This window comes from Pseudomonas sp., assembly GCF_050739935.1.
GTDB lineage: Bacteria > Pseudomonadota > Gammaproteobacteria > Pseudomonadales > Pseudomonadaceae > Aquipseudomonas.
Map to the genome: position 1 here is coordinate 47,447 of NZ_JBOICF010000043.1, position 18,413 is coordinate 65,859.

The 18,413-nt window shown below is 58.0% G+C and carries 14 protein-coding genes; 12 read left to right on the forward strand and 2 right to left on the reverse strand.

Translation table 11 applies throughout. From position 1 onward, the window contains the following. Positions 1-9: 9 nt before the first annotated feature. The gene (gene gltA, locus ACRER8_RS07495) at positions 10-1,299 is read right to left on the reverse strand and encodes a citrate synthase (RefSeq protein ID WP_431745706.1); all 1,290 of its coding nucleotides are present in this window, start codon (positions 1,297-1,299) and stop codon (positions 10-12) included. Between the two features lie 363 nt (positions 1,300-1,662). Between gltA and sdhC the strand changes: the two genes are divergently transcribed. From sdhC to brnQ, 10 genes are all read left to right on the forward strand, one after another. Further along, on the forward strand, positions 1,663-2,037 hold the full coding sequence (gene sdhC / locus ACRER8_RS07500) for a succinate dehydrogenase, cytochrome b556 subunit (protein ID WP_431745707.1): 375 nt from the start codon (positions 1,663-1,665) through the stop codon (positions 2,035-2,037). Continuing rightward, the gene (sdhD, locus tag ACRER8_RS07505; RefSeq protein WP_431745708.1) at positions 2,031-2,399 is read left to right on the forward strand and encodes a succinate dehydrogenase, hydrophobic membrane anchor protein; all 369 of its coding nucleotides are present in this window, start codon (positions 2,031-2,033) and stop codon (positions 2,397-2,399) included. Before sdhC ends, sdhD begins: the two co-directional genes overlap by 7 nt. Positions 2,400-2,402: 3 nt before the next feature. Beyond that, positions 2,403-4,175 (forward strand): succinate dehydrogenase flavoprotein subunit, encoded by a 1,773-nt coding sequence (gene sdhA / locus ACRER8_RS07510; RefSeq protein ID WP_431745709.1) that lies wholly within the window; start codon positions 2,403-2,405, stop codon positions 4,173-4,175. Positions 4,176-4,186: 11 nt separating this feature from the next. Then, on the forward strand, positions 4,187-4,891 hold the full coding sequence (locus ACRER8_RS07515) for a succinate dehydrogenase iron-sulfur subunit (protein WP_431745710.1): 705 nt from the start codon (positions 4,187-4,189) through the stop codon (positions 4,889-4,891). A 282-nt stretch (positions 4,892-5,173) separates the two neighbouring features. Next, positions 5,174-8,005 (forward strand): 2-oxoglutarate dehydrogenase E1 component, encoded by a 2,832-nt coding sequence (locus ACRER8_RS07520; protein WP_431745711.1) that lies wholly within the window; start codon positions 5,174-5,176, stop codon positions 8,003-8,005. A 41-nt stretch (positions 8,006-8,046) separates the two neighbouring features. Further along, positions 8,047-9,288, forward strand: a complete 1,242-nt coding sequence (gene odhB, locus ACRER8_RS07525; RefSeq protein ID WP_431745712.1) for a 2-oxoglutarate dehydrogenase complex dihydrolipoyllysine-residue succinyltransferase — start codon at positions 8,047-8,049, stop codon at positions 9,286-9,288. A 172-nt stretch (positions 9,289-9,460) separates the two neighbouring features. Continuing rightward, positions 9,461-10,897 (forward strand): dihydrolipoyl dehydrogenase, encoded by a 1,437-nt coding sequence (gene lpdA, locus ACRER8_RS07530; RefSeq protein WP_081567123.1) that lies wholly within the window; start codon positions 9,461-9,463, stop codon positions 10,895-10,897. Positions 10,898-11,101: 204 nt separating this feature from the next. Continuing rightward, positions 11,102-12,268 carry an ADP-forming succinate--CoA ligase subunit beta gene (gene sucC / locus ACRER8_RS07535; RefSeq protein ID WP_431745713.1) on the forward strand — a complete coding sequence of 389 codons (1,167 nt, stop codon included), beginning with the start codon at positions 11,102-11,104 and terminating at the stop codon, positions 12,266-12,268. Beyond that, positions 12,268-13,155 carry a succinate--CoA ligase subunit alpha gene (sucD, locus tag ACRER8_RS07540; protein ID WP_431745714.1) on the forward strand — a complete coding sequence of 296 codons (888 nt, stop codon included), beginning with the start codon at positions 12,268-12,270 and terminating at the stop codon, positions 13,153-13,155. The genes sucC and sucD overlap by 1 nt, the downstream gene beginning before the upstream one ends. A gap of 443 nt (positions 13,156-13,598) precedes the next feature. After that, positions 13,599-14,912 (forward strand): branched-chain amino acid transport system II carrier protein, encoded by a 1,314-nt coding sequence (gene brnQ, locus ACRER8_RS07545; RefSeq protein WP_431745715.1) that lies wholly within the window; start codon positions 13,599-13,601, stop codon positions 14,910-14,912. A 100-nt stretch (positions 14,913-15,012) separates the two neighbouring features. On the opposite strand, the gene ACRER8_RS07550 is transcribed toward brnQ, so the two are convergent. Next, positions 15,013-15,267 (reverse strand): hypothetical protein, encoded by a 255-nt coding sequence (locus ACRER8_RS07550; protein ID WP_431745716.1) that lies wholly within the window; start codon positions 15,265-15,267, stop codon positions 15,013-15,015. A 333-nt stretch (positions 15,268-15,600) separates the two neighbouring features. Here ACRER8_RS07550 and htpG point away from each other — a divergent pair, with 333 nt between their 5' ends. Beyond that, a complete protein-coding gene (gene htpG, locus ACRER8_RS07555) occupies positions 15,601-17,505 on the forward strand; it encodes a molecular chaperone HtpG (protein WP_431745717.1) in 1,905 nt (634 codons plus the stop codon). 78 nt (positions 17,506-17,583) lie between these two features. Continuing rightward, positions 17,584-18,309 carry a dienelactone hydrolase family protein gene (locus ACRER8_RS07560; protein ID WP_431745718.1) on the forward strand — a complete coding sequence of 242 codons (726 nt, stop codon included), beginning with the start codon at positions 17,584-17,586 and terminating at the stop codon, positions 18,307-18,309. Positions 18,310-18,413: the final 104 nt, after the last annotated feature.

The window sequence follows — 18,413 nt, forward strand, 5'->3', positions numbered from 1 at the left end:
GCTTACTGCTTACTTGCGTTCAGCAAGTGGAACGATGTCGCGAGAAACTTCACCAGTGTACAGCTGGCGAGGACGGCCGATCTTGTATGGGCTGGAGAGCATTTCTTTCCAGTGCGAAATCCAGCCGACGGTACGCGCCAACGCAAAGATCACGGTGAACATGCTGGTTGGAATGCCGATCGCTTTGAGGATGATGCCCGAGTAGAAGTCAACGTTCGGGTACAGAGAGCGCTCGATGAAGTACGGGTCGGTCAGCGCGATTTCTTCCAGGCGCATCGCCAGCTCCAACTGTGGATCGTTGGTGACGCCCAGCTCGCGCAGGACTTCATCGCAGGTCTGCTTCATCACGGTTGCGCGTGGGTCACGGTTCTTGTAAACGCGGTGACCGAAGCCCATCAGCTTGAATGGATCGTTCTTGTCCTTGGCCTTGGCGATGAATTTGTCGATGTTCGAGACATCGCCGATTTCATCGAGCATGGTCAATACGGCTTCGTTGGCGCCGCCGTGGGCAGGGCCCCACAGTGCAGCGATACCGGCGGCGATACAGGCGAACGGGTTGGCACCCGAAGAGCCCGCCATGCGCACGGTGGAAGTCGATGCGTTCTGTTCGTGGTCGGCGTGGAGGATGAAAATCCGGTCCATCGCCTTGGCCAGCGTCGGGCTGATCGGTTTGATCTCGCACGGCGTGTTGAACATCATATGCAGGAAGTTTTCCGCGTAGCTCAGGTCGTTGCGCGGATACATCATGGGTTGGCCCATGGAGTATTTGTAAACCATCGCGGCCAGGGTCGGCATCTTGGCGACCAGGCGGATCGCGGAGATTTCGCGATGCTGCGGGTTATTGATGTCCAGCGAGTCGTGGTAGAACGCCGATAAGGCGCCGACGACGCCGCACATGACGGCCATCGGGTGAGCGTCGCGACGGAAGCCGTTGAAGAACGTCTTCAGCTGCTCATGCACCATGGTGTGATTCTTCACGGTGACGACGAATTGGGCTTTCTGCTCGGCGGTTGGCAGTTCGCCGTTGAGCAGCAGGTAGCAGGTTTCCAGGTAATCCGATTGCTCGGCCAGTTGCTCGATCGGGTAGCCGCGGTGCAGCAGAATGCCGTTATCACCGTCGATGTAGGTGATCTGGGATTCGCATGAAGCGGTCGACATGAAGCCTGGGTCGAATGTGAAGCGTCCGGTGGCGGTCAGGCCGCGTACGTCGATTACATCGGGACCAACGGTGCCGGTCAGAATGGGCAGCTCGACGGGGGCTGCGCCCTCGATGATCAACTGCGCTTTTTTGTCAGCCATGTGGCCTCCTATTTATGCTTCAAATCATCAGACAGGCCCCCCACGCAGGGCCCGCATCACTATAGTGAGATAAATTCTAAAGTCAATTTGCCGAAAGTGTTGTGGGAGAAGGCCTTAACCCAAGGTTTTCCTCGAAATTCCCTGCCATTTACGCCTTTTATTCCGCTAAAGCAATCCGCCATTAGGGGCGGGTCTGTGCGTTGTCATTAGTTGGCTAACTGTCTATACTCGGCACCCGACCGCCAGGGGCTTGCAGGCCCGTTTTTCTGGGGGTCGTCACTTCCTGGGTAGTGGGTACCTGACCAGTGCACTTCCCAACAACTTGCCCTGATTGTTAGGGGCTCTTCAGTGTGAAAAAAAGCCGTGAAAAGCCAACGACCTGTAAATCTAGACCTAAGGACCATCAAACTCCCCATCACTGCGATAACGTCGATCCTTCATCGCGTCTCCGGCATCATTCTCTTCGTCGGCCTTGCCATCATGCTTTACGCATTGAGCAAGTCGCTGGGTTCCGAGGAAGGTTTCGCCGACGTGAAGGCATCCTTGACCAGTCCTCTGGCCAAGTTCATCGCGTGGGGGCTTCTGTCTTCCCTGTTGTATCACCTGGTAGCCGGTATTCGTCACCTGATCATGGATACGGGTGTCGGTGAGACGCTGGAAGGCGGAAAGCTGGGCTCGAAAATCGTCATCGCCATTTCCCTGGTGCTGATCGTTCTGGCGGGAGTTTGGATATGGTAACCAGCGTTACGAACCTGTCTCGTTCGGGCCTCTACGACTGGATGGCGCAACGCGTCTCCGCTGTAGTGCTCGCGGCTTATTTCATTTTCCTGATCGGATACCTGATCGCGCACCCTGGCATCGACTACGCCACGTGGCACGCTCTGTTCTCCCATAACGGAATGCGCATCTTCAGTCTGTTGGCCCTAGTTGCCCTGGCGGCTCACGCCTGGGTCGGCATGTGGACCATTGCGACCGACTACCTGACTCCCATGAGTTTCGGCAAGTCCGCACTGGCTGTGCGTTTCCTTTTCCAGGCGGTGTGCGGCATTGCGATGTTCGCGTACTTCGTCTGGGGTGTGCAGATTCTTTGGGGTATCTGATTCATGGCTAACATTAATACACTCTCATTCGACGCCATCATCATTGGTGGCGGCGGTGCAGGCATGCGTGCGGCGTTGCAGCTGGCTCAGGGCGGCCACAAGACCGCTGTAGTCACCAAGGTCTTCCCGACCCGCTCGCACACCGTGTCCGCACAGGGCGGCATCACTTGCGCCATCGCTTCGGCCGACCCGAACGATGATTGGCGCTGGCACATGTACGATACCGTCAAGGGTTCCGACTACATCGGTGACCAGGACGCTATCGAGTACATGTGTCAGGAAGGCCCGGCTGCGGTCTTCGAACTGGACCACATGGGCCTGCCGTTCTCGCGTACCGAAACCGGCCGTATCTATCAGCGTCCTTTCGGCGGTCAGTCCAAGGACTTCGGCAAGGGTGGTCAGGCTGCCCGTACCTGCGCAGCGTCCGACCGTACCGGTCACGCACTGCTGCATACGCTGTATCAGGGCAACCTGAAAGCGGGTACTACCTTCCTGAACGAGTACTACGCCGTTGATCTGGTGAAGAACCAGGACGGCGCGTTCGTGGGCGTGATCGCGATCTGCATCGAAACCGGCGAAACCATGTACATCCGCGCCAAGGCGACTGTACTGGCTACCGGTGGCGCAGGCCGTATCTATGCATCCACCACCAATGCCCTGATCAACACCGGTGACGGTATTGGCATGGCGTTGCGTGCAGGTGTTCCGGTCCAGGACATCGAAATGTGGCAGTTCCACCCAACCGGCATCGCCGGCGCAGGTGTACTGGTCACAGAAGGTTGCCGCGGTGAAGGTGGTTACCTGATCAACAAGCACGGCGAGCGTTTCATGGAGCGTTATGCGCCCAATGCCAAGGACCTTGCAGGTCGTGACGTTGTGGCTCGCTCGATGGTCAAGGAAATCATCGCGGGCAATGGTTGCGGTCCTAACGGCGACCACGTGATGTTGAAACTCGACCACTTGGGTGAAGAAGTGCTGCACAGCCGCCTGCCAGGTATCTGTGAGCTGTCCAAGACCTTCGCTCACGTCGACCCGGTCGTCGCGCCGGTTCCGGTCGTTCCAACCTGCCATTACATGATGGGCGGCGTCGCCACCAACATTCATGGTCAGGCGATGACTCAGGACGCCGAAGGCAACGATCAGGTCATTCCTGGCCTGTTCGCTGTAGGTGAAGTGGCGTGCGTATCGGTTCACGGTGCCAACCGCCTGGGCGGTAACTCGCTGCTCGACCTGGTGGTATTCGGTCGTGCTGCCGGCCTGCACCTGGAAAAAGCGCTGACCGACGGGATTGAATACGCCGAAGCCAGCAACACCGACATCGACGTCGCGCTGAGCCGTCTCAACAGCCTCAACGAACGTACCGATGGCGAAGACGTCGCTACCCTGCGCCGTGAGCTGCAAAACTGCATGCAGAACTACTTCGGTGTGTTCCGTACCGGCGAATACATGCAGAAAGGCATCGAGCAACTGGCCGACCTGCGCGTTCGTATCGCCAACGTCAAGATCAACGACAAGTCCCAAGGCTTCAACACCGCGCGTATCGAAGCGCTGGAGCTGCAGAACCTGCTGGAAGTCGCTGAAGCCACTGCAGTTGCTGCGGAAGTGCGTAAAGAGTCCCGCGGCGCTCACGCCCGTGAAGACTTCGAAGATCGCGACGATGAAAACTGGCTGTGCCACACCCTGTACTTCCCGGGTGAGAAGCGGGTCGCCAAACGTGCAGTCAACTTTGCGCCGAAGACCGTACCGGCGTTTGAACCGAAAATTCGGACTTACTAAGGGTGGCCGCTATGTTGAAAGTCGAAGTTTATCGTTACAACCCCGATACCGACTCTGCGCCCAAGACCCAGGTGTTCGACGTCGATACCGGCGGCAAGGACCTGATGGTGTTGGACGTGCTGGCGCTGATCAAAGAGCAGGACGAAGGCTTCTCGTATCGTCGTTCCTGCCGCGAAGGCGTTTGCGGTTCCGACGGCATGAACATCAACGGCAAGAATGGCCTGGCGTGCATCACGCCGCTGTCCGCCGTGGTCAAGAACGACAAGCTGGTGGTGCGTCCGCTCCCTGGTTTGCCAGTGATTCGTGACCTGGTCGTCGATATGAGCATCTTCTACAAGCAATACGAGAAGGTGAAGCCATTCCTGCAGAACGATACGCCGGCTCCGGCGATCGAACGTCTGCAGTCGCCTGAAGAGCGCGAGAAGCTGGACGGTCTGTACGAGTGCATCCTGTGCGCTTGCTGCTCCACGAGCTGCCCTTCGTTCTGGTGGAACCCTGACAAGTTCCTGGGTCCAGCTGCACTGCTGCAAGCCTACCGTTTCCTGGCTGACAGCCGTGACACCAAGACTCAGGAGCGCCTGGCATCGCTGGACGATCCGTTCAGCGTGTTCCGTTGCCGCGGGATCATGAACTGCGTGAGCGTCTGTCCGAAAGGCCTGAATCCAACCAAGGCTATCGGTCACGTTCGCAACATGCTTCTCACCAACGGTATCTGATGTTCGCTGCACCTGTGGTATCGATGCAAAGCGGTATTTGAAACTGTTGTACCCGTAAACGCTGCGGCGCAGGCTTCAACCGGCGCCGTAGTTTTAACCTGAGCAGCGGTCATATGGCTGCGGCTCTTATTTTGAAGAAATGAGACCAGCAGGGGCATCCGGGCTGGTACCCGGACTATCTGCGTGATTCCAGGTGACTTGATACAGTCGCTGCACATGGACTTTTCAAGATTTGCTTGGGTGTCGGCGCCGATGGTGTCCCCTAACCGAGGGTGACCAAGCATGCAAGAAAGCGTGATGCAGCGCATGTGGAACAGCGCCCACCTTTCCGGTGGTAACGCTGCCTATGTGGAAGAGCTCTATGAGCTCTACCTGCACGACCCTAACGCTGTGCCAGAAGAGTGGCGCACCTATTTTCAGACGTTGCCGGCTGACGGCAGCACTGCCACCGATGTATCGCACTCTACGGTTCGCGATCATTTCGTGTTGCTGGGAAAAAACCAGCGCCGCGCTCAGCCGGTCTCCGCCGGTAGCGTGAGCAGCGAACACGAGAAGAAGCAAGTCGAAGTGCTGCGGCTGATCCAGGCATTCCGTATGCGCGGCCATCAGGGTGCGCAACTCGATCCTCTGGGTTTGTGGAAGCGTACTGCGCCAGCTGACCTGTCGATCAACCATTACGGCCTGACCGACGCTGACCTCGATACCACCTTCCGTGCCGGCGACCTGTTCATCGGCAAGGAGGAGGCGAGCCTACGTGAAATCGTCGACGCCTTGCAGAAGACATATTGCCGCACCATCGGCGCCGAGTTCACGCACATCGTCGATTCTAATCAGCGCAACTGGTTCATGCAGCGCCTCGAAAGCGTGCGCGGCCGTCCAGCTTACTCCGCCGACATTCAGAGCCATCTGCTCGAGCGCGTCACCGCGGCTGAGGGACTGGAAAAGTACCTGGGCACCAAATACCCGGGCACCAAGCGTTTCGGTCTGGAAGGCGGCGAAAGCCTGATCCCGATGCTGGACGAGCTGATCCAGCGTTCCGGTTCCTACGGCACCAAGGAAATCGTCATCGGCATGGCCCACCGTGGCCGTCTGAACGTGCTGGTCAACACCTTCGGCAAGAATCCGCGCGAGCTGTTCGACGAGTTCGAAGGCAAGAAGAAGGTCGAACTGGGTTCCGGTGACGTGAAATACCACCAGGGCTTCTCGTCCAACGTGATGACCACTGGTGGCGAAGTTCACCTGGCGATGGCCTTTAACCCGTCTCACCTGGAGATCGTGTCTCCGGTGGTCGAAGGTTCCGTGCGCGCCCGTCAGGACCGCCGCAACGACACCACCGGCGAAAAAGTGCTGCCCATTTCCATCCACGGTGACGCTGCATTCGCAGGTCAGGGCGTGGTTCTGGAAACTTTCCAGATGTCGCAGACCCGCGGCTTCAAGACTGGCGGCACGATCCACATCGTAATCAACAACCAGGTCGGTTTCACCATCAGCAACCAGGAAGACTCGCGCTCCACCGAGTACGCGACCGACGTTGCCAAGATGATCCAGGCGCCGATTCTCCACGTGAATGGCGATGACCCTGAAGCCGTCATGTTCGTGACTCAGCTGGCCATCGACTACCGCATGCAGTTCAAGCGTGACGTGGTGATCGACCTGGTCTGCTACCGTCGTCGCGGTCACAACGAAGCTGACGAACCGAGCGGCACCCAGCCGTTGATGTACCAGCAGATCGCCAAGCAGCGCACCACCCGTGAGCTGTATGCCGAAGCGCTGGCCAACGGTGGCATCCTCAGCGCCGAAGCGGCTCAGACCAAGGTCGACGAGTACCGCAACGCGCTGGATAACGGCATGCACGTTGTGAAGAGCCTGGTAAAAGAGCCTAACAAGGAACTGTTCGTCGACTGGCGTCCATACCTGGGCCACGCCTGGACTGCGCGCCATGACACCCGCTTCGACCTCAAGACCCTGCAGGAGCTGTCGGCCAAGCTGATGGAGCTGCCGGAAGGCTTCGTGGTTCAGCGTCAAGTCCAGAAGATCTACGAAGACCGCCAGAAGATGCAAGCCGGTGGCCTGCCGATCAACTGGGGCTACGCCGAAACCATGGCTTATGCCACGCTGGCGTTCGAAGGTCACCCGGTGCGTATCACAGGACAAGACGTCGGTCGCGGTACGTTCTCGCACCGCCACGCTGTTCTGCATAACCAGAAAGACGCGACTACCTACGTGCCTCTGCAGAACCTGTATGCCGGTCAGCCTCGCTTTGACCTGTACGACTCGTTCCTGTCGGAAGAAGCGGTACTGGCGTTTGAATACGGCTACTCGACCACTTCGCCAAATGCGCTGGTGATCTGGGAAGCCCAATTCGGTGACTTCGCCAACGGTGCGCAGGTCGTGATCGACCAGTTCATCACCAGCGGCGAGCACAAATGGGGCCGTCTGTGCGGTCTGACCATGCTGTTGCCACACGGTTACGAAGGCCAGGGCCCCGAGCATTCCTCGGCACGTCTGGAGCGTTACCTGCAGTTGTGCGCCGAGCACAACATTCAGGTATGCGTGCCGACTACGCCAGCTCAGATCTACCACCTGTTGCGCCGTCAGGTGATTCGTCCGCTGCGCAAACCTCTGGTTGTGCTGACGCCGAAGTCGCTGCTGCGCCACAAACTGGCCATCTCGACCCTGGAAGATCTGGCCGAAGGCTCGTTCCAGACTGTCATTCCGGAAATCGACACGCTCGATCCGGCGAAGGTGACTCGTCTGGTGCTATGCAGTGGCAAGGTCTACTACGACCTGCTGGAAAAACGCCGTGCCGAAGGCCGCGAAGATATTGCCATCGTGCGTATCGAGCAGCTCTACCCGTTCCCGGAAGACGACCTGATGGAGGCCATCGCGCCTTACACCAACCTGACCAATGTGGTCTGGTGTCAGGAAGAGCCGATGAACCAGGGCGCCTGGTACAGCAGCCAGCATCACTTGCGCCGTAGCATCGGCAATCACAACCGCAACCTCGTTCTCGAGTATGCCGGTCGTGATGCTTCCGCTGCTCCAGCTTGTGGCTACGCTTCGATGCACGCCGAACAGCAGGAAAAACTGCTGAAAGACGCGTTCACTGTTTAACGCCTTCGCGCACTAGAAACCGAATTAAGGAATTACAGACAATGGCTATTGAGATCAAAGCCCCCTCTTTCCCGGAATCCGTTGCCGACGGCACCATTTCCAAATGGCACAAACAGCCGGGCGAGGCGGTGAAGCGTGACGAGCTGCTGGTCGACATCGAAACCGACAAGGTCGTACTCGAAGTTCTGGCCGAAGCTGACGGCGTTTTGGCGTCCATCGTCAAGGGCGAGGGCGACACCGTCCTGTCCAACGAACTGATCGCAACCCTGGATGCAGGCGGTACCGCATCGGCCGCTCCTGCTGCTGCACCGGCTCCTGCCGCCGCTGCGCCTGCTGCTGCCCCGGCTGCCGCAGCTCCAGCTGCAGGCGACGAAGACGCCATCGGCGCTCCGGCTGCTCGCAAACTGGCTGAAGAAAACGGCATTGCCCTGTCCAGCATCAAGGGCACCGGCAAAGACGGTCGCGTGACCAAGGAAGACGTGGTTGCTGCCATCGAAGCGAAGAAATCCGCTCCGGCCGCTGCGCCTGCCGCCAAGCCAGCTGCCCCGGCCGCTGCCGCTCCTGTGTTCGCTGCTGGTGACCGCACCGAGAAGCGCGTTCCAATGACCCGTCTGCGTGCCAAGGTTGCCGAGCGTCTGGTTGAAGCTCAATCGACCATGGCCATGCTGACCACCTTCAACGAAGTCGACATGACCGAAGTCATGGCTCTGCGTTCGAAGTACAAGGATCTGTTCGAGAAGTCCCACAACGGCGTACGCCTGGGCTTCATGTCGTTCTTCGTCAAGGCTGCCACCGAAGCACTGAAACGCTTCCCTGCGGTCAACGCTTCGATCGATGGCTCCGACATCGTTTACCACGGCTATGCCGACGTAGGCGTCGCGGTATCCAGCGACCGTGGTCTGGTGGTTCCGGTTCTGCGTAACGCAGAGCAGATGAGCCTGGCTGAAATCGAAGGCGGCATCGCCACCTTCGGCAAGAAAGCCCGTGACGGCAAACTGTCCATCGACGAGATGACCGGTGGTACCTTCACCATCACCAACGGTGGTACTTTCGGCTCGATGATGTCGACCCCGATCGTCAACCCGCCACAAGCGGCCATCCTGGGCATGCACAACATCGTTCAGCGCCCGATGGCGATCAACGGTCAGGTCGTTATCCGTCCGATGATGTATCTGGCACTGTCCTACGATCACCGCTTGATCGATGGTAAAGAAGCTGTGACCTTCCTGGTAACCATCAAGAACCTGCTGGAAGATCCGGCTCGTCTGTTGCTGGATATCTGATGAGGCAGCCGCAAGCTGCATGCCGCAAGCTTCAAGATAGAAGCAGGCCGGCGTGCAGCTTAAGGCCCGTAGTTCGCATCCAATGAATAAGTCGCAAGCCCGATCTGCAGTTCATCGCGGATCAGCTTGCAGCTTGCAGCTTGAAGCTCGCAGCTAAAGAGGAACTCTTTTTATGTCCCAGAAATTCGACGTGGTAGTGATTGGCGCAGGCCCGGGCGGTTATGTTGCCGCCATCAAGGCCGCGCAACTTGGTCTCAAGACTGCCTGCATCGAGAAGTATCAGGATAAAGAGGGCAAGCTGGCTCTCGGCGGTACCTGCCTGAACGTAGGCTGCATCCCGTCCAAGGCGCTGCTCGACAGCTCCTGGAAGTTCTACGAAGCCAAGAACCAGTTTACGACTCACGGTATCTCGGTTTCCGACGTGAAGATGGACGTGGCCGCCATGGTTGGCCGCAAGTCGCAGATCGTCAAAGGCCTGACCGGCGGCGTTGCCAGTCTGTTCAAAGCCAACGGTGTTACTTCCCTGCAAGGTCACGGCAAGCTGCTGGCTGGCAAGAAAGTCGAACTGACCAAGCCTGACGGCACCACCGAAGTCATTGAAGCCGACAACATCATCCTGGCTTCCGGTTCGCGTCCGATCGACATTCCACCGGCTCCGGTCGACCAGAATGTCATCGTCGACTCCACCGGCGCCCTGGAATTCCAGACCGTGCCTGAGCGTCTGGGCGTTATCGGTGCTGGCGTCATCGGTCTGGAACTGGGTTCGGTATGGTCGCGTCTGGGTTCCAAGGTGACTGTTCTGGAAGCGCTGGAGAAGTTCCTGCCAGCCGCTGACGAAGCGGTTTCCAAAGAAGCGCAGAAAACCTTCACCAAGCAGGGTCTGGACATCAAGCTGGGCGCTCGCGTGACCGGCTCGAAAGTCAATGGCAACGAAGTTGTCGTCAACTACACAGATAAAGACGGCGAGCAGAACATCACTTTCGACCGCCTGATCGTTGCTGTAGGCCGTCGTCCTGTGACCACTGATCTGCTGGCTTCCGATAGCGGTGTCGATATCGACGAGCGCGGTTTCATCTTCGTCAACGATCAGTGCGAGACCAGCGTTCCTGGTGTTTACGCGATCGGCGACGTGGTCCGTGGTCTGATGCTGGCACACAAAGCTTCGGAAGAAGGCATCATGGTGGTCGAGCGCATCAAGGGCCACAAAACCCAGATGAACTACGACCTGATCCCATCGGTTATCTACACTCACCCGGAAATCGCGTGGGTTGGTAAAACCGAGCAGACCTTGAAGGCCGAAGGCGTAGAGGTTAACGTCGGCAGCTTCCCGTTCGCGGCCAGTGGCCGTGCAATGGCAGCCAACGACACTGGCGGTTTCGTCAAGGTCATCGCTGATGCCAAGACCGACCGTGTACTGGGTGTACACGTCATTGGTCCGGGCGCGGCAGAACTGGTTCAGCAGGGCGCGATCGGTATGGAGTTCGGCACCAGTGCCGAAGACATCGGCATGATGGTCTTCTCCCACCCGACGCTGTCCGAAGCCCTGCACGAAGCTGCTCTGGCTGTGAATGGCGGTGCCATCCACATTCAGAACAAGAAAAAACGCTAAGAAAAAACCACGACGGACCGCCCGTCGCACGCCTTGATCCCAAGGCCTGCCGCGGAAGGTCCGTTGGACTCGAACTCCCGGCGGATTTCGAACCTGCACCAAGGTGCAGGCGCGGGATCTTCCGGGAGAAGCGGTCACAGGTGGTGCGGCACGCCTAGACGAGCAGCACCGAATGCGCAGTACCTAACGAAGACGGTAATAAGCATGAATCTTCACGAGTATCAGGGTAAGCAGCTGTTTGCTGAATACGGCCTGCCAGTATCCAAGGGCTTTGCAGTAGACACCCCGGAAGCAGCAGCAGAAGCATGCGACAAGATCGGTGGAACCGAGTGGGTCGTCAAAGCCCAGGTTCACGCAGGTGGTCGCGGTAAAGCGGGCGGCGTCAAGCTGGTTCGCAGTAAGGAAGACGCAGCTGCGTTCGCCCAACAGTGGTTGGGCAAGCGTCTGGTCACTTACCAGACTGATGCCAACGGTCAGCCAGTCACCAAGATCCTGGTTGAATCCTGCACTGACATCGCCAAAGAGCTGTACCTGGGCGCTGTAGTCGATCGTTCGAGCCGTCGTATCGTGTTCATGGCTTCCACCGAAGGTGGCGTGGACATCGAGAAAATCGCTCACGACACTCCTGAGAAGATTCTCAAAGCCACTATCGACCCACTGGTTGGCGCTCAGCCGTTCCAAGGTCGCGATCTGGCATTCCAGCTGGGTCTGGAAGGCAAGCAGGTTGCTCAGTTCGCCAAGATCTTCACCGGTCTGGCCAAGCTGTTCCAGGACCACGACCTGGCTCTGCTGGAAGTGAACCCGCTGGTGATCAAGGCTGACGGCGATCTGCACTGCCTGGACGCCAAGATCAACATCGACGCCAACGCCATGTACCGTCAGCCAAAGCTGAAGGCGTTCCACGACCCATCGCAAGACGACCCACGTGAAGCCCATGCTGCCAAGTTCGAACTGAACTACGTGGCACTGGAAGGCAACATCGGCTGCATGGTCAACGGTGCTGGCCTGGCCATGGGTACCATGGACATCGTTAACCTGCACGGCGGTAAGCCAGCCAACTTCCTCGACGTAGGTGGTGGCGCTACCAAAGAGCGCGTGACCGAAGCCTTCAAGATCATTCTGTCCGACACCAACGTCGCTGCAGTACTGGTCAACATCTTCGGCGGCATCGTTCGCTGCGACATGATCGCCGAAGGCATCATCGGCGCCGTGAAAGAAGTCGGCGTGAAAATCCCGGTCGTTGTTCGCCTTGAAGGTAACAACGCCGAGCTGGGCGCTGAAGTACTGGCAAAAAGCGGCTTGAACATCATCGCAGCTACCAGCCTGACCGACGCTGCTCAACAAGTCGTCAAAGCTGCGGAGGGCAAATAATGAGCGTCCTGATCAATAAAGACACCAAAGTTATCTGCCAGGGCTTCACCGGCTCGCAAGGTACTTTCCACTCCGAACAAGCCATTGCCTACGGCACCAAAATGGTTGGCGGCGTGACTCCAGGCAAAGGTGGCACCACTCACCTGAACCTGCCAGTGTTCAACACTGTTGCTGAAGCTGTGAAGCAAACCGGCGCTACCGCTTCGGTTATCTACGTTCCGGCTCCTTTCTGCAAAGACTCGATCCTGGAAGCCGCTTTCGGTGGCATCAAACTGATCGTCTGCATCACCGAAGGCATTCCTACCCTGGATATGCTGGATGCCAAGGTCAAGTGCGACGAGCTGGGCGTAGTCCTGATCGGTCCTAACTGCCCAGGCGTCATCACTCCGGGCGAGTGCAAGATCGGCATCATGCCAGGCCACATTCACTTGCCAGGCAAAGTCGGTATCGTGTCGCGTTCCGGCACCCTGACTTACGAAGCTGTGAAGCAGACCACTGACGCCGGTTTCGGTCAGTCCACCTGCGTCGGTATCGGTGGCGACCCGATCCCGGGCTCCAATTTCATCGACATCCTGAAGCTGTTCCAGGAAGACCCGAAGACCGAAGCGATCGTCATGATCGGTGAGATCGGCGGTTCGGCTGAAGAAGAAGCGGCTGCCTACATCAAAGCAAACGTGACCAAGCCAGTCGTTTCCTACATCGCGGGTGTGACTGCTCCTCCGGGCAAGCGCATGGGCCATGCGGGCGCGATCATCTCTGGCGGTAAAGGTACTGCGGACGAGAAGTTCGCTGCCCTGCAAGACGCTGGCGTGAAAACCGTGCGTTCGCTGGCAGACATCGGCAAAGCCCTGGCTGAGCTGACTGGTTGGGAAGTGAAGAAGGCTTAATCGCCGTCTGATCATTGCTTGATCGACAAAAGCCACCTTCGGGTGGCTTTTGTGTTTTCAGCCCTTTTATGCCGGACACAGTCTTTTGCAGCTCACACCAGCCGCTGTGGGAGCGAATTGTGCCTATTAGCTCTATTTCGATACGCGGCAAAATCCCGCGGAAGACGCCGGGTGCGCCGGTAGGACCGCATCGAACGAAGTCGGAGTTATGCTTGGCACACGGTTGTAGGACTTTTCCGAAATGCGACCTGAATGTGCGTTCATCGGTCGCACCGCCCTGTATTGGGGCGGCAAATAGGGTAGGCTAGCCGCCATTTTGCGTGGTCGGCCCCCATAAGGAGCCGTCATGCCCAACGGGCCTGTTCTAAAAGAACGGGTAGCATTTCCCTCGACCCTCCGGGAAATCCTCTTCTTAATTCCGATTCAGCAGTGTGGTTTCTTTGATGAAAGTGTTGAAAGGTCAGGACATCCTGGCGCTGGGTTTCATGACATTCGCGTTGTTCGTGGGTGCCGGTAATATCATCTTCCCCCCGATCGTTGGCTTGCAGGCCGGACCCCACGTGTGGATGGCGGCGCTGGGCTTTCTCGTAACGGCGGTAGGTCTTCCCGTGGTGACGGTCATCGCGCTGGCCAAGGTTGGCGGCGCCATGGATGCGCTAAGCAGTCCCATCGGCAAGGTCGCAGGGACAGTGCTCGCCGCAGTGTGCTATCTGTCGGTGGGTCCGCTGTTCGCGACGCCGCGTACCGCCACCGTGTCGTTCGAAGTCGGCCTCGCGCCGCTCACCGGTGAAAGCCCTCTGGCGTTGTTCCTTTACAGCCTCGTGTATTTCCTGCTGGTATTCTGGATCTCGCTGTATCCGGGGCGTCTGCTGGATACGGTAGGGCGGTTCCTCGCGCCGTTGAAAATCATTGCGCTGGCTGTATTGGGCATCGCCGCATTCGCCTTGCCCGCCGGTGATGTTGGAACGGCGCAGCCTGCCTACGTCGCCGCCCCGTTTTCCCAGGGTTTCATCAATGGCTACCTGACCATGGATACCCTCGGCGCACTGGTGTTCGGCATCGTCATCGTCAATGCGATCCGTTCCCGTGGTGTCGAGTCGCCACGGCTGATCACCCGCTACGCCATCATCGCCGGCCTGATCGCCGGTCTCGGGCTGGCGCTGGTATACATCAGTCTGTTCCGTCTGGGTTCCGGCAGTCATGCCGTCGCGGCCACTGCTACCAACGGCGCGGCGGTACTGCATGCCTACGTACAACATACCTTCGGCTCGCTGGGCAGCGGCTTCCTCGCCGTGCTGATTTCCCTGGCCTGTCTGGTCACCGCTGTGGGGCTGACCTGTGCCTGCGCTGAATATTTCAGCCGCTTGCTGCCGCTATCCTACAAAGCCCTGGTAATTCTGCTGGCAGCATTTTCCCTGCTGGTATCCAATCTGGGTCTCACCAACCTGATCCATTTTTCGATTCCGGTGCTCACCGCGATCTACCCGCCTTGCATCGCCTTGGTAGCGCTGAGCTTCTGCAAGGATTTCTGGCATGTGCAGGGACGTATCGTCGCGCCGGTCATGTTGATGTCGTTGCTGGTTGGCATTATCGATGGCGTAAAAGCAGCCGGAATGACCGAGGACTTGCCACGAATCTTCGCTAACCTGCCGTTGAGCGACCAAGGGCTGGCCTGGCTGATCCCTTCGTTGCTCACTCTGTTCGGTGCGTTCGTGGTCGATCGGATGCTGGGTAAGCGCAGCGAAGCGCTGGCTTGAAGGGTAGGGCGGTACGGGTTTCACTCTCCGTACTGCTCTAACTAGACAAAAAAATAAAGCCCGCATTTATGCGGGCTCTATTTTTTGAAAACTTTGGAACTTACGGCTTAGTTGGCGCAGGGGCCTGTTCGTTATTCTCTTTGGCACGCTCTTGAGCGGCCTCGGCATTCTTCTGAGCGGCCTCCTGACTTTCCTTGGCGGCGTCGTTCACTTTGTCTTGAGCCTTTTGCATCGACTCCTGAGACTGCTCGGCAGCCTTGTTGGCATCTTGCTGTTTATCCTCGGATTTTTTATCGCAGGCAGCGAGACCCAGGGTGGCAGAAAGCATGAGGGCAATGGCTAAAGTCTTACGCATGGGGTATTTCTCCTTATTGAACATCTACGTGCCTTCGAACGCGCCCTTATAAAGTTAGTTCCATATTTGCGCGGGATAAATAATAAGCGGTTCACGCTCGTAATGCTGAGCAGTTCTTTCAGTGATTAACCGTTTTAGCTTCCGCCGCAGCCTGCTGTCCGTTGAGAACAGCTGCGTGTTGGCCATGAAGATTGAACACGCCGCCTGCGCAGGCTCTTGAAATCCCCGACCCAGCCCCCACCTTGATGACAACCCGCCGCCCAGCACCCTGCTACTAACGGGGTCCTTGGGCGGCTACCCCTATTTGTGTGGACTGATTGGAGTTTGATGACCATGAGTGTGGAAACTCAAAAGGAAACCCTGGGCTTCCAGACCGAGGTGAAGCAACTGCTGCACCTCATGATCCATTCGTTGTATTCGAACAAGGAGATTTTCCTCCGCGAGCTGATTTCCAACGCTTCCGACGCGGTGGACAAGCTGCGCTTCGAAGCCTTGTCCAGGCCTGAACTGCTGGAAGGCGGGTCTGAGCTGAAAATCCGTGTGAGCTTCGACAAGGACGCGCAAACCGTCACCCTCGAAGACAACGGCATCGGCATGAACCGTGAAGATGTGATCACCCATCTGGGTACCATCGCCAAGTCCGGCACCGCTGACTTCATGAAGAATCTGACCGGTGACCAGAAGAAGGATTCGCACCTGATCGGTCAGTTCGGGGTGGGCTTCTATTCCGCGTTCATCGTCGCCGACAAGGTCGATGTCTACAGTCGTCGTGCAGGCACCCCCGCCAGCGAAGGTGTGCATTGGTCCTCTCAGGGTGAGGGCAATTTCGAAGTCGCGACGATCGACAAAGCCGAGCGCGGCACACGTATCGTCCTGCACCTCAAAGGCGCAGAAAACGAGTTCGCCGACGGCTACCGCCTGCGCAACATCATCAAGAAATACTCCGATCACATCGCTTTGCCGATCGAGCTGCCGAAAGAGCAGAACGTCGTCGAAGGCGAGCCTGCGCCTGAGCAGGAGTGGGAAACCGTCAACCGCGCCAGTGCCCTGTGGACCCGTCCACGCACCGAGGTCAAGGATGAGGAATACCAGGAGTTCTACAAACACATCGCCCATGATTTCGAGAACCCGCTGAGCTGGAGCCACAACAAGGTCGAAGGCAAGCTGGAGTACAACTCGCTGCTTTACGTGCCGGCCCGCGCGCCATTCGACCTGTATCAGCGTGAAGCGCCCCGTGGCCTGAAGCTGTACGTGCAGCGCGTGTTCGTCATGGACCAGGCCGAGTCGTTCCTGCCGCTGTACCTGCGTTTCATCAAGGGTGTGGTGGACTCCAACGATCTTTCGCTGAACGTTTCTCGCGAGATCCTGCAGAAAGACCCGATCATCGACTCGATGAAATCGGCGCTGACCAAGCGCGTGCTGGACATGCTGGAAAAACTCGCGAAGAACCAGCCGGAAGAATACAAGGGGTTCTGGAAAAACTTCGGTCAGGTCATGAAAGAAGGCCCGGCCGAAGACTTCGCCAACAAGGAAAAGATCGCCGGTCTGCTGCGTTTCGCATCGACGTCCGATGACAGCGGCGAGCAGAGCGTTTCGTTGGCCGACTACTTGGCTCGCGCCAAGGAAGGCCAGGACAAGATTTATTACCTCACTGGCGAGAGCTACGCGCAGGTCAAGAACAGCCCGCACCTGGAAGTCTTCCGCAAGAAAGGCATCGAAGTGCTGTTGCTGACCGACCGCATCGACGAATGGCTGATGAGTTACCTGAGCGACTTCGACGGAAAAGGCTTCGTCGACGTGGCTCGTGGCGATCTGGATCTGGGCAAGCTGGACTCCGATGAGGACAAGAAAGCCCAGGAGGAAGTCGCCAAGGACAAAGAAGGTCTGATCGAGCGTCTGAAGGTCGCGCTGGGCGATGCCGTCAGCGAGGTACGGGTTTCCCACCGCCTGACCGATTCGCCTGCGATTCTGGCTATTGGTGAGCAGGATCTGGGTCTGCAGATGCGTCAGATTCTGGAAGCCAGCGGTCAGAAGGTTCCGGATTCCAAGCCTATCTTCGAATTCAACCCGACTCATCCGCTAATCGGCAAGCTGGACAACGAGCAAAGTGAAGACCGCTTCGGCGAGCTGTCGCACATCCTGTTCGATCAGGCCGCCCTGGCGGCTGGCGACAGTTTGAAGGATCCGGCCGCTTACGTGCGCCGTCTGAACAAGTTGTTGGTCGAACTGTCGGTTTAACATTGGATCGACGGCAAAACCCGCTTCGGCGGGTTTTGTCATTGCATCGCCCTACATTCTCAAAAGCAGGAGTCAGCAATGAGCAACGTTACTGTGCAGTCCGTGGTGTATCAGATCGACGGCCAGAGCTATGAGAGTCGCCTTGTGTTCAGTGAGAGCGGCAAAGCCGCTCCGGGGCTGGTGATGGCGCCGAACTGGATGGGCATCAGCGAGGACGCCGAGCAGATCGCCAAACAAGTGGCGAGCAAGGGCTACGTAGTGCTGCTCGCTGACCTTTACGGTCAAAACGTGCGCCCGAACAACGGCGACGAAGCGGCTGCCGCGATGATGCCTTTGAAGAACGATCGCAGTTTGCTGAACAAGCGCATGCAGGCTGCTTTGGACCAGTTGACAGGGCAATCCTTCACAACCGTGGATACGGGCCGCCTTGCGGCGTTCGGCTTCTGCTTCGGCGGTTGCTGTGCGCTGGAACTGGCGCGCACCGGTGCGCCTCTCAAAGCAGCGGTCTCGTTCCATGGCACGCTGGATACCACCAATCCGGCTGACGCGAAGAACATCAAAGGCAAGGTGCTGGTGTTGCACGGCGCATCTGACCCATTGGTGCCGAAAGAGCAATTGCCTGCGCTCGAAGCGGAAATGAATGCGGCTAACGTCGATTGGCAACTGGTGAGCTATGGCGGCGCGTTCCACTCATTCACCGACGTGCATGCGAACAACCCGGGCAAGCAGATGTACAACCCGCTGGTGTCCAAGCGTGCGTTTACAGCGATGCACAACTTGCTGGACGAAGTGTTCGCGGGTTGATGCGGCGTTTCTGACACACCGATAACCCCTGTAGGAGCCAATTCATTCGCGCAACGATGGAACATCCGACACATCAGCGTCGGATGTAACAGCCCCTCGCGAAT

What these genes read in the sequence shown, in the direction of transcription:
- gltA (WP_431745706.1), bottom strand. Translation starts at nt 1,299, where the DNA reads ATGGCTGACAAAAAAGCGCAGTTGATCATCGAGGGCGCAGCCCCCGTC.
- sdhD (WP_431745708.1), top strand. Translation starts at nt 2,031, where the DNA reads ATGGTAACCAGCGTTACGAACCTGTCTCGTTCGGGCCTCTACGACTGG.
- sdhA (WP_431745709.1), top strand. Translation starts at nt 2,403, where the DNA reads ATGGCTAACATTAATACACTCTCATTCGACGCCATCATCATTGGTGGC.
- ACRER8_RS07515 (WP_431745710.1), top strand. Translation starts at nt 4,187, where the DNA reads ATGTTGAAAGTCGAAGTTTATCGTTACAACCCCGATACCGACTCTGCG.
- ACRER8_RS07520 (WP_431745711.1), top strand. Translation starts at nt 5,174, where the DNA reads ATGCAAGAAAGCGTGATGCAGCGCATGTGGAACAGCGCCCACCTTTCC.
- odhB (WP_431745712.1), top strand. Translation starts at nt 8,047, where the DNA reads ATGGCTATTGAGATCAAAGCCCCCTCTTTCCCGGAATCCGTTGCCGAC.
- lpdA (WP_081567123.1), top strand. Translation starts at nt 9,461, where the DNA reads ATGTCCCAGAAATTCGACGTGGTAGTGATTGGCGCAGGCCCGGGCGGT.
- sucC (WP_431745713.1), top strand. Translation starts at nt 11,102, where the DNA reads ATGAATCTTCACGAGTATCAGGGTAAGCAGCTGTTTGCTGAATACGGC.
- sucD (WP_431745714.1), top strand. Translation starts at nt 12,268, where the DNA reads ATGAGCGTCCTGATCAATAAAGACACCAAAGTTATCTGCCAGGGCTTC.
- brnQ (WP_431745715.1), top strand. Translation starts at nt 13,599, where the DNA reads ATGAAAGTGTTGAAAGGTCAGGACATCCTGGCGCTGGGTTTCATGACA.
- ACRER8_RS07550 (WP_431745716.1), bottom strand. Translation starts at nt 15,267, where the DNA reads ATGCGTAAGACTTTAGCCATTGCCCTCATGCTTTCTGCCACCCTGGGT.
- htpG (WP_431745717.1), top strand. Translation starts at nt 15,601, where the DNA reads ATGAGTGTGGAAACTCAAAAGGAAACCCTGGGCTTCCAGACCGAGGTG.
- ACRER8_RS07560 (WP_431745718.1), top strand. Translation starts at nt 17,584, where the DNA reads ATGAGCAACGTTACTGTGCAGTCCGTGGTGTATCAGATCGACGGCCAG.